This is a genomic window from Arthrobacter paludis, from assembly GCF_056782315.1.
Genome location: NZ_JBXAEW010000018.1, coordinates 1 through 13,359 on the forward strand (window position 1 = coordinate 1; position 13,359 = coordinate 13,359).

The following is a 13,359-nucleotide window of genomic DNA, read 5'->3' on the forward strand; positions in this document are numbered from 1 at the left end:
TCTAGATATCCCACGGACGTAACTTGTCAAGCGGCTGCTTGGAGTGTGGGAGTGTCCTCTGCGGTGTGCCAGGCTGTGGCTTCGTCATAGGTGGTGTGGTGGCGTAGGCAGCCGTGGAGGATGCCCACGAGCCGGTTCGACAGGGCGCGCAGGGCCTGGTTGTGGGTGGATCCCTTGGCCCGTTGCCGGTCGTAGTACTTCCGGGCCCCGGGCGAGTGTGTCAGGGCCGAGAAGGCCTGCAGATAGAGGGCGTCGGCGAGTCTGCGGTTGCGGGCGTGGCGGGCCAGCACGGCCCGTTTCTGGCCGGAGGCCCGGGTGATCGGGCTCATCCCGGAGTAGTTCTTCCGGGCGCGGGCATCGGCGTACCGGTCGGGGGCGTCCCCGAACTCAGCAAGTACCCGGGCCGCCAGGACCGGCCCCAGGCCCGGTTGGCTGAGGTAGATCCCCGCGTCCGGGTGCCGGCCAAAACACCGCTCCACCTGCCCCTGGAGCTGCTCGATCTGCGTGTTCAGGGCCCCGAGCACGGCCACCAGCGCCGCAGTGGCGGCCGCGTGGGCCTCCTGGATGCCGGGCCGGGCGGTGAGCTGCTCCGAACGCAGGGCCTGGACGATGGCCTCGGCCTTGGACTGCAGGTTGCGCTGCCGCCCGCCGCGCACGAGCAGGGCCTTGACCCGGGACACGCTCAGCCGGGCCCCCGCCTGTGGGCCGGGAGCGGCGGCAAGGACGGCCAACGCGTCCGCGCCGTGCAGGTCCTGTCCGAACGCGGCCAAGGCGGCAGGGTAGTACTCGCGCAATCCCGAGCGCAGCACGTTCGCCTGCCGGGTGCGCGCCCACACCAGCGACTGGTGGGCCCGGGCGAGCACCTTGGCCTGTTCGGCCACGTCGCTGTCCGGGACCACGGGGCGGTGCTCGCTGCGGTCCACGGCCACGATCCGGGCCAGGACCTGGGCGTCGCCCTTGTCCGACTTCGCCCCGGCAGTCCCGTACCGTTGGCGGTACCGCGCCGATTGCGCCGGGTTGATCGCGTACACGTGGTAGCCGGCGGCCAGCAGGGCCTGCACCCAGGGTCCGCGGTCGGTCTCGATGCCGACCACCACCTCTGCGGGATCCGCGTCCTCGGGCAGGTGCTCCGCGACCAGGGCGTGGAAACCGGCGATCCCGGCCACGCCTTCCGTCAGGCGCTTGTGCGCCACCACCTGTCCCGCGGCATCGAGAACCGCCACGTCGTGGTGGTTCGCTGCCCAATCGTCTCCAACGAACAACATCGCCGATTCCTCCCCTGTCCTTGGGCCTCCGCTCCGGGCCTCCTCGGGGAGAAAGGCAAACCCGCACGACCTAATGGATCAGTGCTCCCACAGGGCACGACATCCCACCAGAGCTCTGGCCAGCCTTCCTCACCGGCCGACAGCGGCACGATCTAGACCTAGGGCTCAAAAGACCCGGGGACGCAGAGTGCTCAGCCGCCAGCGGCTCGGATACCAAGTCTCACCAATTCAGAGGGACCGGTACACCCCCATTAGGGACGTCTCCCGAAAACCGTTGGGGAAGCCCCGGCCGCCGAGGCCGGGGCGCCTTTCGGGGAGGGCGTGGGGCGCGGCCGGCCCGCACGGGGCCGGCCGGCCCCGGCGGACCGGGGGACCCCTACCGCGGCGCGGCCTGGGCCAGGGGACGGGAAGGGGTCCGCCGCGGGAACGTCCGCACCGGCCCGGAGACCCTCAGGCCCACGAGCTCCCCCTCGCGCGGCGCGTCGTGCCCGAGGACGCGCGCCACCAGCCGGACCGGGGCCACGGACCCCTCCCGCTCCACGCCGCCGTCCAGCTCCACCACCGCGTCGTGTCCGAAGTAGGAGACGGCCCGGACCGTGGCGTCCAACTCGCCGGCGCCTGCCGGGACGAGGGCGATCTGCTCGGGCCGGACCATGACCTCGACGTCGCCGTCCGCGGTCCCGTCCTGGACGGGCAGCGTCCCGAGCGGGCAGGTGACGGTGCCCCCGGCGGCCAGGCCGCCGAACAGGACGGCCTCGCCGAGGAACCCCGCGACCTCCTCGTCGACCGGCTCCCGGTACACCTGCGCCGGCCGTCCGACCTGCCGGAACCGGCCCGCCGTGAGGATCGCGACCTCGTCCGCGAAGGACAGGGCCTCGCCCTGGTCGTGCGTCACGAGCACGGCGGTCGCCCCGGCCGCGCGCAGCGCCCGTGCCGTGGCCTCGCGGGTGGCGGCCCGCAGCCCGCTGTCCAGGGCGGAGAACGGTTCGTCGAGCAGGATCAGCCCCGGGCGCGGGGCGAGGGCGCGGGCCAGGGCCACGCGCTGCTGCTGGCCCCCCGAGAGCCGGTCCGGCCGGCGGTCCGCCATGGCGGCGGGCAGGCCGACCAGGTCCAGCAGCTCCAGCACCCTGTCCCGGTGGCGGCGGCGCGGCCACGGCAGCCCGAAGGCGATGTTCTCGGCGACCGTCAGGTGCGGGAACAGGGCACCCTCCTGGCGGACGTACGCCACGCCTCGCCGCTCGGGCGGAACCCACGCCGCGGGCCCGGCGACGAGGCGGCCGCCCACGGACACCTCGCCCTCCGTGGGCCGGAGGAATCCCGCGACAAGGCGCAGCAGGGTGGTCTTGCCGCTGCCGGAGCCGCCGAGCACCGCCGTCGTCGTGCCGGCCGGAACGGTCAGGTCGACGGAGTCGAGCACCGCGTCGCGCCCGTAGCCGGCCGTGGCGGCGCGGATCCTCAGTTCGGTCATTTCTCCTCCAGGATCTGCCGCCGCAGCAGCAGGGTCAGGGGCACGGACAGTGCGATCATGACGGCCGCGTAGGGCGCCGCGGCGGCGTAGTCGAGCTGGCTGGCCTCGCGCCAGAAGGCCAGCGCGAGCGTCTCGGTGCCCGTGGGCGCCAGCAGCAGCGTCGCCGTCAGCTCCGTGCCGACCGCGAGGGCGACGAGCACGAACCCGGTCAGTACGGACGGCGCCATGAGCGGCACGACGACCCGCACCAGCGTGCCGGTCCCGCCACTGCCGAGCGACCGCGCGGCTTCGGACAGTTCGGGCGGGGCCGCGGCCAGGCCGGACCGCAGGGAGACCATGGCGCGCGGGACGAACAGGATCGCGTACGCGAGCACCGTGAGTGCGACCGTCTGGTAGAGCGGGCGGGCCCACCCGACGGCCAGGGTCACGAGGGCGAGGCCGACGACCACGCCGGGCAGCGAGCTGGCGACGAACGTGACGCGCTCCAGGGCGAGGGTCAGCCCGGAGTGGTGGCGGCTGAGCAGCCAGGCCCCGGGCAGGGCCGCGGCGGTCGCGGCCGCTGCGCCCAGGACGGCGAGGCCGACGGTGCCCAGCGTGGTTGCGGCGAGGCCGCCGTCGAGCAGGCCCGCCCACGCGCCGGGGGCGGCGAGCCAGCGGGCGACACTGGCGACCGGGACGACGAGCGCGCCGCCGACGAGGGCCGCCAGGAACAACAGGGCCGGCCCCGCCCACGGGCCCAGCCGGTGGGGGACCGCGCGGCGCGGCGCGCCGGACCCGATGCGGGCCACGCGGCGCCGCCCCCGGGCGACCAGGTCCAGCAGCAGGGCCAGCAGGCACAGGCCCACCAGCACGGAGGCGAGCAGGCTGCCGTGCGCGTCGCTGAAGCCGACGGCGTACTGCTGCATGATCGCCGTCGTGAACGTCTGGAAGCGCATCATCTCCAGGACGCCGAACTCGGCGAGCAGGTGCAGGGCGACCAGCAGCGCTCCGCCGCTGAGCGCGGGACGCAGCCGGGGAAGCACAGTGCGGGCGACGGCGGCGGCCGGGCCCAGGCCGAGCGAGCGGGCCGCCTCCTCGTCGCCGGGGTCCAGGGCGCGCAGCAGCGCCGCCACCGGAAGGAACACGAAGGGGTAGTAGGCCAGCGTCGTCACCAGGGCCGCGCCGGCGAAGCCGGTCAGGCCGGGCGCGACGGTCACCCAGGCGTACGCGCTGACGAACGAGGGGACGGCCAGCGGCGCGAGCAGGAGCGTCCGCCACCAGGCCGCGCCGGGAAGGGCCGTGCGCTCGACGAGCCACGCGGCGGCCGTCCCGAGCACGACGGCTGCGGGCACGGTGACGGCCACGAGCAGGCCGGTGTTGGCCAGCAGGTCCCCGATGCGGGGCCGGAACAGGTACGCGGCCGCGCGGGCCGTGCCCTCCGACAGCGCGCTGGGCAGGGCGACGAGCAGGGGCAGCACCGTGAGGGCCGCGACCAGGGCCGCGGCCGCCACGACGCCGCGCGGGCTAGAGGATCCCGACATCCGTCATCAGCGCGATGACCCGGTCGGAGTTGAGCGAGGAGACGTCGACGGCGGGGGCCTCGAGTTCCTCCAGGGACGGCAGGGCCGGATCCGACTCGGTGCCGGTGCCCACGGCGTACTCCATCGAACCGCTCTCGACCAGGGCCCGCTGGCCCTCCGGCCCGGTCGCGTACGCCAGGAACTCCTGCGCCTCCTGAGGCATGTCCGAGGAGGCCAGCACGCCCCCGGCGGACAGGCTCACGAAGGCCCCGGGATCCTCGCCGCCGAAATAGTGCAGCTTCGTGGTCGCGCTGCCCTGCCGGTCGCCGGCCTGGTCGCGGTACCAGTAGTAGTGGTACATGATGCCGACCGGGACCTCGCCGGCGTTGACCGCCTTCATCGTGGCGATGTTGTTCTGGTAGATCTCGGCGTTGTCCGCCAGGGCCTGCAGCCAGGCGCGGGTCTCGGCCTCGCCGCGTTCCGCGAGCATCCCGGCGGCGATCGCCTGGAAGTCGGCGCCGCCCGGGGCGGCGCCCCACTTCCCGGCCCACTGCGGATCGGCCAGATCCATCATCGACTGCGGCAGCTGGTCTTCGCTGATCAGGTCCGTGTTGTAGACGAGCACCGTGGAGCGGGCGGCGATCGGGGACCAGAGGCCCGACGACGGGGCCAGCCCCCCGCGGACCTGCCCCAGGGTCGCGTCGTCGACGGGAGCCAGGAGCCCCTCCCGCTCGACGAGCGTCATGGCCGGGGAGTTCTCGGTGAGGAACACGTCCGCCGGGGACGCCTCGCCCTCTTCGACGATCATGTGCCCCATCGAGGAGTCCTGGCCGTCGCGGACCTGGGTCGGGATGCCGGTCTCCTCGGTGAACGCGGCGGCCACGGCCTCGGTCACCTCGATGTGCTGGGCGGAGTAGACCTGCAGGGTGTCGGCCTGCGGCTCGTACGCCTCCTCGCCGGCGGTGCCGGTGCCCGAGCAGGCGGTCAGGGCCAGCGGCAGGGCGAGCGCGAGTGCGGCCAGGGGACGGCGGTGATGGGACATGGGGTGCCTTCGTTTCATCGGGTGGGAAGGGGGACCAGGGCCTGGAGCCGGCGCATGGGACGGTCGGCGAGGCGCCAGACGAGGCAGCCGACCGCCAGCGCGGCGACCGTCTCCACGACGTCGTTCTCGAACGAGGAGAGCACCATGAACTGGACCAGGTAGATGTACAGGGACGCGGCGGCCAGCAGGCCGACCAGGGGAACGAGCCAGGCGGGGAGCCGCAGCCGGGGGACGAGGATCAGGACGGCCAGGCCGGCGACGATGACGGCGTCGCGCAGCGGCTGGTCCGGGAAGAACGTGGCGCCGCCCGCCACGGCCAGGGCCAGCGTGGCCCAGCGGCGCAGGCGCGTGTCCGCGTGCGCGGCGGCGGCCCCGACGGCGACGAGCCAGAACGTCGTCGGCATGATCGACGGGGCCATCGAGTCGTCCGTCGCGGCCAGGATCGCGAAGCGGGGCACCAGGGCCGCCAGGGCCAGCCACGCGGCCACCCGCCAGGGGTTCCGCCGCCAGGCCCGGGCCAGCGCGGGGATGGAGAGCAGGGCGGCGAGGAGCAGGACGCTGGCGACGAGGGCGTCGATGAACCAGTACTCGTTGCGGGTCGAGCCCTCCGTGGTGTCGCCGATCAGCCAGTGGCTGAGGAGGATGTTGGACCACCCGTACCGGCCCGTGGTGAGCATCCCGAACAGCGCGACGAGCATAGTCGGGACGGCGACGCCGATGAGGATCCGCGCCGCCGCCCGCCACCGGCCGGCGACGTCGGGCGCCGAGAAACCGAACCGGACCGTGTTGAACCCGGCGACGGCAAGCAGCAGGTGCGCGCCGCCCATCACGTCGATCAGGTCCGCGTGGGAGCCGCAGATCGCCACGACGGCGAACGCGCGCAGCACCACGGACGTCTCGACGCCGCGCCAGGGCACGCGCCGGCGGCCCCGCGCCCCGGCGGCCCCGTCCCCGGACCCGGCGGGGACCGCGCGCCGGGACTCGGCCAGGTCGGCGACCTCGGACAGGGGGCGGTGGTGCCAGCCCCGGGGCAACGGTCCCGCGACGGCCTCGAGCCGGAGCGAGGCCTGGACGTGGCTGAGCGAATCGCCGCCGTGCTGGACGAACGTGCGCCCCAGGTCGACGGATCCGGTGCCGAGCACGTCGGACACGGCCTTGGCGACGTCCGCGGCGGCGGGCCCGGCGGCGGAGCGGCGGCTGTCCGCCGCGTCCTGCGTGCGTACGAGCGCGGCACTGCCGGGGCGGTCGACCTTGCCGTTGGCGAGCCGGGGCAAGTCCGCGACGGCCACGGACACCGCGGCCCCGCCGAGCCCCGAGGCCCGCCCGGCGATGCGCCGCGCGTCGGCGGCCGTCGCGTCCGCCGGCAGGCCCGGCCGCGGCTCGACGGCGACGAGGAGGCGCCCGCCGTCGCCGCCCACGCACGCGGCGTGGCCGGCCGACTCGAGGGCCTGCTCGACGGCGGCGACGTCGATCCGCACGCCCATGACCTTGACGAACCCGGAGCGCCGGCCGACGATCCGCAGCAGGCCGTCGGGGCCGATGCGGCCGAGGTCCCCCGTGCGCAGTTCGGTGAGCATGGGCCCGAGGGCCAGGTCGTCGGGGTGTTCGGCGTAGCCCATCATGACGCCGGGGCCGCGCACGACGACCTCTCCGGCGCCGTCGGCCGCCTCGGGCACGCCGTGGTCCAGGTGGAGCGAGGTCCCGGCGACGGGGCGTCCCACGGAGTCCGGGTTGGCGGCCGCGAGTTCGGGATCGAGGACGCAGATCCTCGCGGTGGCCTCCGTCTGGCCGTACATGACCGACAGGCCCCAGCCGTGGGCCCGGCCCAGGTCCGCCGTGCGCTTCACCCGGTCCGGATGCAGGCGCCCGCCGGCCTGCGCGAGCAGCCGCAGCGACGGGTGCCCGCGCTCCAGGACGCCGGTGGACTCCATGAGCTCCACCATGTGGGGCACGGCGGCCAGGGTGGTGACGCCGAGGCCGTCGATGGCGTCCCAGAGCGCCCCGTCCAGGACGGACCCCTCCTGGAGCACCACGGAGCCGCCGGCGGCGAGGTGCGAGTGGAGGACGGAGAGCCCGAAGCAGTAGTGCAGGGGCAGGCTGGTGATGGCGCGGTCGTCCTCGGTGAGGCGCAGGGCCTTGGCGATGGCAGCGGCGTTGCTGGTGACGTTGCGGTGCGAGAGCCTGACGAGCTTGGGGGAGCCCGTGCTGCCGGACGTGCTCAGCAGGAGCGCGAGGTCCGGGTGGAGGAGGTGCCGCGGGGTGGCGGAATCGAGCTCGAAGGGACGGTCGCGGTCGCCGGTCGCCGTGGCGTCCGGCCGGTAGCGCTCGAGGATCGCCGCGGTCTTTGCCTCGTCGGAGGTCACGAGGGCCACGTGGCCGGCCTCGAGAATGGCCAGGTAGGCGGTGACGCTCTGCAGGTCCGGCCGGGGCGCGATGTGGACGAGGCGACGGCCGGCGGCCGGGTCCGGGAGCCGGGCGGCGAGCCCCGCGACGGCGGCGCGCAGCTCGCCGTGGGTCATCGCGCGTCCGTCGGGGGCCAGCAGGGCGGGGCGTCCCGCGCGCGCCCGGTCTCCCGCCGGGTCGAGCAGGGAGGCGGGGCGGGGGGCCGGCGCCGTCAGGCGCCCCACGGGAAGCTGGGTCACGAGCGTTAAGGTTAGCCTAAGCGAAATAGCCAACGGTAGGACGAGGTAATCTTTGGCGCAAATATGGTGGTCATCACTGGCTGCGGCGGGCCACGGGCTCCTCGACCTGCTCGACGGCACCGAACGGGCCCGGCTGGAGGACCTGGACCGGGCGGCGGATCGGGGGCGCTCGCTCGTCGGGGCCGCCTTGCTGCGGGTCGCCGTAGCCCGCCACACCGGCCTGGAGCCGGGCGCCGTCGTCGTCGACCGGTCCTGCGCCGAGTGCGGGGCGCCCCACGGGGCTCCCCGGATCGCGAACCCCGGCGTGCGCCCGACGTGGGTGTCCGTCTCGCATTCCGGGCTGCTCGTCGCGGTGGTGCTGGGCGGGCGCGGCCCCGTCGGGGTGGACGTGCAGCGGCTCGCCGACCTCCGGGACGCCGCCGAGGGGCCCGAGTGGGTGCGGCGCGAGGCGCTGTTCAAGGCCCGGTCCCTCGCTCCGGCGACCCGGTTGGCCGTGCGGGCCGTGGAGGCGCCCATGGAGGGGTATGCCGCCGCCGTCGCGCTGCCGCCGGGCGACGGCGACGTCTCCGAAACGTACTGGCCCTGAATGTGCGGGGCCTCCACCGGGGGCGGCCCGGCGGCCCGCCGGATCACGGTTGCGCGTCGAACGCGGTGGATCGGTGTGGTCCGGGGCCTTCCCTGCGAGACTGGGGGCACTGGGGCGGGCAGGGGTGCGCGCGCCGGGGGGAGGAAACCATGGGGGGCGGAACGGGGCGGGTGGCCCGGTGGCTCGGCGCGGGATCGATCGTGCTGGTTCCGCTGGTTGGCTGCGGCGCGCCCCCGGGGCCCGGGGGCGGCGGCGGCGCCGCCCCCACCGTGCAGCCCTGGCAGACGCCCGGGGGCGACACCCTCGTCACCTGTGGCGGCGGCCCCGCGTTTCCGGCGGCCAGGGTCGGCGACGGCGGCCTCGACGTCCCACCGGAGCAAGCAGACCGGATCGTGGCCGCGCTCGCCGACCTGAAGGAGGGGGCGGGAATCGACGCGCCGGCCCCGCTGCAGCGTGCGGACGCCGGCGAGGTCGAATGGGCGGTGCTCTGGTGGAGAGACTCCGGCGCCGACGCGGCGGGCCTGCTGCTGGCCCCTCCGGGGCCCACGGACTTCTCGGTGGACGACTGGCACGTCGAGCTCGACCGCCGCGACGGCGCGCTGAGGGCCGGGGGCTGGGCCGACTCGTGCCGGGCGGAGCCGGCCCTGCCGGCCGGGCGCGCGTGGGCCGGGATCGAACTGCCGCGGGACGCCGACGCGGGAGACGGTCAGACCCTCGAGGTGTTGGTCTTCGAGCGCCAATGCGCCAGTGCCCGCCCTCCGGGTCCCCACCTGGCCGGCGAGCCGGTGGTCGTCGAGTCCAACGACGAAGTGGTCGTCTACTGGGCCACCGAGGAGGTCGAGGGCGCCGCGACCTGCCCCGGCGGGCCCCGGGCGGAACGGACCATCCGGCTCGAGCGGCCATGGGGGGAGCGGGCGCTTCTGGACGGCTCCACCTGGCCCCCGGCCCGGGTCCCCGCGGCGCCCGGGGCCGACCAGTGACGGACCGGGCGATCGCCGCCGCGGCGCCCTTGCCCGAGCCTGCAACGCAGTGGTCCCCCGACCGGCGAATGCCGTGCGGGGGACCACTGCGGGAGGCCGGTGCGGCCTAGACGGTATGTAGTGACCCCTTGCGGTTTGCGAGGGGTTGCGGGCCGGGGCCTCACTCACAGATATTCGTGGGTTACCGGACACGGCGCCCCGTGCCCGGCCTTGCCAACATTTGTGGGAGGCCCCGGTGTTTACCGAGCGTACGAGTGTCGGGCTCGATGTGCACGCACGATCCGTCGCCGCAGCGGCGATCGACGGCGTCACGGGAGAGCTCTTCCAAGCCAGACTGACCCCGTCTCACGAGCACATCCTGTCCTGGCTGGGGGATTTGCCCGGTCCGGTGGCAGTGGCCTACGAGGCGGGCCCGACCGGGTTCGGGCTCTACCGGACCTTGACCGGCACGGGGATCCGGTGCGAGGTCGTGGCCCCGTCGAAGCTGCAGCGTCCGGCCGGTGACCGGGTCAAGACCGATGCCAAGGACGCGGTCCATCTGGCCAGGCTGCTGCGCCTGGACGAAGTCGTCTCCGTGTCCGTCCCCTCGGTGGACCAGGAGGCCGCCAGGGATCTCATGCGGGCCCGGGAGGACTGCCGGGGGGATCTGATGCGAGCCCGGCACCGGCTGTCCAAGCTGCTGCTGCGTCAGGGCATCGTCTATGCCGGCGGCCAGGCCTGGACCGGGCCCCACCACACCTGGCTGCTGCGTGATGCCAGGCACCGCATGGTGCAGCCGGCGACTCTGGTGGCCTTCGACTCCGACTACGAAACCGTGATGGCTACCCTGGCCCGCCGCGACCGCCTCGATGCCGCCATCGGGCAGATGGCCGCCGACTCCGAGTACACGCCCCTGGTGCACCGGTTGGGATGCCTGCGCGGAGTCTCCACCCTGACAGGGTTCGGCCTGGCGGTGGAGATCGGGGACTGGCACCGGTTCACCGGCAACAGCATCGGCTCCTTCGTCGGCCTGGTTCCCTCCGAGCACTCCTCGGGCCAGTCCAGGGCTCAGGGGCCGATCACCAAGGCCGGCAACACGCACGCCCGCAGGCTGCTGGTCGAGGCCGCCTGGCACCACCGCGCCCGCTACACCATCGGCAAGACCATGCGTGACCGGTGGGACCTCGCCCCGGCCGAAGCGCGACTACGCGGTGACGCCGGCAATCGGCGACTGCACGAGCGGTGGGTGAGGTTCCTGTCCCGTGAGAAACGCGGCACCGTGGCCAACGTGGCCATCGCCCGGGAGCTGGCCGGCTGGTGCTGGTCACTAGCCGTGATGGACGACTGACCCCCACAGACCGCTTCGCCCTGCCGTGGTGGCTGGTGGCAGCGCGAGGAGCGATCCGCGAAGCTACTATGAGCAACCCGTCGACCACGGGCCACGCTCGACCCTAGACATGCGGACCCGCTTCTGCCGAACACCCGTCCTGCGGTAACCAACCCGCGCATATCAGTCTGACCGCGCGTCGCGTACCGACACGCACACCGGACACCTCCAGGACGAAGCAGCGGCGCCCGTTCCCAAGATCAGGAACGGGCGCCGCACCCTGCCACTTGACAGGAAACCACTACATATCAGTAGCGGGCCGCGGTGCCCAGCATGTTGTACGGGCTGTAGTCGACGTTGGTGACCGACACGCCCATCTCCGGGTTGCGCGCGTGGGCGATCTTGCCGTCGCCGATGTACATGGCCACGTGGTAGATGCCGGAGGCGCTGCCGTTGTTGGACCAGAAGACCAGGTCGCCGACCTGCAGGTTGTCCAGCGACACGTACTGGCTGGCGGCCGAGTACTGGGCCGCGGAGTTCCGGGGCAGGTCGATGCCGGCCTGGGCGAAGGCATTCTGCGTGAAGCCGGAGCAGTCGTAGGCGTTCGGGCCGTTGCCGCCCCACGAGTAGTAGACGCCCGGATCGGCGGCCTTGGCGGTGGCCCAATCGACGGCGGCGCCCCAGCCGGTGGAGGCGGTGGAGGAGTACGAGGCCAGCTCGGCCTGACCGGTGGAGGCGGTGGAGGAGTAGGTGGCGCCGCCGGTGGCCGAGGTCCCGGTGCCCGAGGTGGAGCCCTCCCAGGTCCAGCCCTGCGAGCTGGAGCCGCTCGGGGCCGAGTAGGCGCCATCGTGGGCCGAGGCCGGCGCGGCGCCCGCGGCGGCGGCTCCCGCGATCGTGGCGAGTCCGGCCGCGCCCAGGGCAACGGAGCGGAGGCGATGGGAGCGGCGGCCCTGCTTCTCGGCCTCGATGCGGGAACGGCGGGTGGGGTAAGACATGGAAAACCTTCGGGATAGACGTGGGATGTGCACGGCATCGGGTCCGGAGAGCGGGGAGACGGGAACGGGGTGCCTACCCCTCCGTGACCAGAACGTTACACAACGATACGGATTCGTTACCTGAGCGCAACTCGGATCCTGCCAGCGTGAACGCCGCACCGGCTGTTGGTATTAGTCCTCCGACGCGCCCCGCGCGGCGCGGCCGCGGCACCCGGCCGCTTTGTTCCAGTCCGCCGACGTGGCGCGGCTCACCGCAATTTTTTCTGGAAGGTTCAATGTAGTGCCCTTTGTCGCTAGCTGGCGGGGCGGCGGCCCGCCCTAGCGGCGCTCGACGGCAAGGCGCACCACGAGTCCGGCCACCAGGCCCCAGAACGCGGCGCCGATCCCACCCACCGCGAGGCCCGAGGCCGTGACCAGGAAGGTCGCCAGCGCCCCGAGGCGCGATGCGGGGTCGGCCAGCGCCGAGGACGCGGCCCCGCCGAGCGTCGCGAGCAGGGCCAGGCCGGCCGCCGCCGCGAGCACACCCTCGGGTGCGGCCCCCGCCAGCGCCGCGACGGCCGCCGCCCCGAGCCCGAGCAACAGGTAGCCCACGCCGGAGGCGGCCGCGGCGATCCAACGGCGGGAGCGGTCCGGTCCGGCCTCGTCGCCGGCGGCCAACGCGGCCGAGATCGCGGCCAGGTTCACGGCGTGCCCGCCAAAGGGGGCGGCGGCCGCGGTGCCCGCGCCCGTGGCCAGCATCGCCGCCGTCCAGGGGGCCCGGTACCCGAACCCGGACAGGACGGCCACCCCCGGAACGTTCTGGGACGCCATCGTGACCACGAAGAGGGGCAGCGCCACGGCCGTGAACGATGCGGCCGTGAATGCGGGGGCCGTGAACTCCAGCGCCGGGGGAGCGGCCTGTGGGAGGCGGGCGCCGGTCGCGGCCACGTGCCAGGCGACGGCAACCAGCGTCGTTGCCATCGCGGCCGGGACGGACCAGCGCGGAACCCAGCGCAGGGCCGCGAGCCACACCAGGACGACGGGGCCGACCAGCCAGGGGTGCTCCGGCAGCGCGAGCACCGGGGCCAGGCACAGCTCGAACAGCACCCCGGCCAGCATCGCCTGCGCGATCGGCACCGGGATCGCCGACACGAGCCGGCCCAGGGCCGGGACGGCGCCCGTCGCCGCGATGAGCGCGGCCGCGGCCAGGAACCCGCCGACGGATTCGTTCCAGGACAGTCCGGAGCCGCCCGCGGCGACCAGCAGCGCGGCGCCCGGGGTCGACCACGCCACCGTCACCGGCAGCCGCGTCGCGGCCGACAGCGCGAGCGTGCACAAGCCGACGGAGAGGGTCAGGGCCAACAGGCCGGAGGAGGCCTGCGCGGGCGTCGCGCCCACGGCGGCCAGTCCGGCCAGCACCACCGCGAACGAGGACGAGAAACCGACGAGCGCCGTCGTCGCCCCCGCCAGCAATGGCTGGGACCAGCGCCCCGCGGTCGTCTCCCGACCAGTGCCCACCGCACACCGCCCTCCGACGCATCCTGGCCGCCCCAAGACAGGGGACGGCAAAAAGACCCCGGCGCGCCGCGCCGGGGTC

At 74.3% G+C, this 13,359-nt stretch carries 10 protein-coding genes; 3 read left to right on the forward strand and 7 right to left on the reverse strand.

Annotated elements, in window-relative coordinates:
- Positions 1–26: 26 nt before the first annotated feature.
- The 5 genes from AC1Q5D_RS14510 to AC1Q5D_RS14530 form a co-directional block, all read right to left on the reverse strand.
- Positions 27–1,265 (reverse strand): IS110 family RNA-guided transposase, encoded by a 1,239-nt coding sequence (locus tag AC1Q5D_RS14510; RefSeq protein WP_481736784.1) that lies wholly within the window; start codon positions 1,263–1,265, stop codon positions 27–29.
- Positions 1,266–1,641: 376 nt separating this feature from the next.
- Positions 1,642–2,733, reverse strand: coding sequence for an ABC transporter ATP-binding protein (locus tag AC1Q5D_RS14515; RefSeq protein ID WP_481739176.1), 1,092 nt, complete (start codon positions 2,731–2,733; stop codon positions 1,642–1,644).
- Complete coding sequence (locus AC1Q5D_RS14520) at positions 2,730–4,223, reverse strand: ABC transporter permease (protein ID WP_481739177.1); 1,494 nt, start codon at positions 4,221–4,223, stop codon at positions 2,730–2,732. Before AC1Q5D_RS14520 ends, AC1Q5D_RS14515 begins: the two co-directional genes overlap by 4 nt.
- 13 nt (positions 4,224–4,236) lie before the next feature.
- Positions 4,237–5,274 (reverse strand): extracellular solute-binding protein, encoded by a 1,038-nt coding sequence (locus AC1Q5D_RS14525; protein ID WP_481739178.1) that lies wholly within the window; start codon positions 5,272–5,274, stop codon positions 4,237–4,239.
- 14 nt (positions 5,275–5,288) lie between these two features.
- Positions 5,289–7,916 carry an AMP-binding protein gene (locus AC1Q5D_RS14530; RefSeq protein ID WP_481739179.1) on the reverse strand — a complete coding sequence of 876 codons (2,628 nt, stop codon included), beginning with the start codon at positions 7,914–7,916 and terminating at the stop codon, positions 5,289–5,291.
- A 52-nt stretch (positions 7,917–7,968) separates the two neighbouring features.
- Between AC1Q5D_RS14530 and AC1Q5D_RS14535 the strand changes: the two genes are divergently transcribed.
- From AC1Q5D_RS14535 to AC1Q5D_RS14545, 3 genes are all read left to right on the forward strand, one after another.
- On the forward strand, positions 7,969–8,502 hold the full coding sequence (locus AC1Q5D_RS14535) for a 4'-phosphopantetheinyl transferase family protein (protein ID WP_481739180.1): 534 nt from the start codon (positions 7,969–7,971) through the stop codon (positions 8,500–8,502).
- Positions 8,503–8,651: 149 nt separating this feature from the next.
- Positions 8,652–9,482 carry a hypothetical protein gene (locus tag AC1Q5D_RS14540; RefSeq protein ID WP_481739181.1) on the forward strand — a complete coding sequence of 277 codons (831 nt, stop codon included), beginning with the start codon at positions 8,652–8,654 and terminating at the stop codon, positions 9,480–9,482.
- Positions 9,483–9,717: 235 nt separating this feature from the next.
- On the forward strand, positions 9,718–10,809 hold the full coding sequence (locus tag AC1Q5D_RS14545) for an IS110 family RNA-guided transposase (protein ID WP_481739182.1): 1,092 nt from the start codon (positions 9,718–9,720) through the stop codon (positions 10,807–10,809).
- A gap of 287 nt (positions 10,810–11,096) precedes the next feature.
- Here the strand turns inward: AC1Q5D_RS14545 and AC1Q5D_RS14550 are convergent, their stop codons facing one another.
- Entirely contained in the window at positions 11,097–11,783 is a 687-nt protein-coding gene (locus tag AC1Q5D_RS14550) for a C40 family peptidase (RefSeq protein ID WP_481739183.1), read from the reverse strand.
- A gap of 318 nt (positions 11,784–12,101) precedes the next feature.
- Complete coding sequence (locus tag AC1Q5D_RS14555) at positions 12,102–13,280, reverse strand: benzoate/H(+) symporter BenE family transporter (RefSeq protein WP_481739184.1); 1,179 nt, start codon at positions 13,278–13,280, stop codon at positions 12,102–12,104.
- Positions 13,281–13,359: the final 79 nt, after the last annotated feature.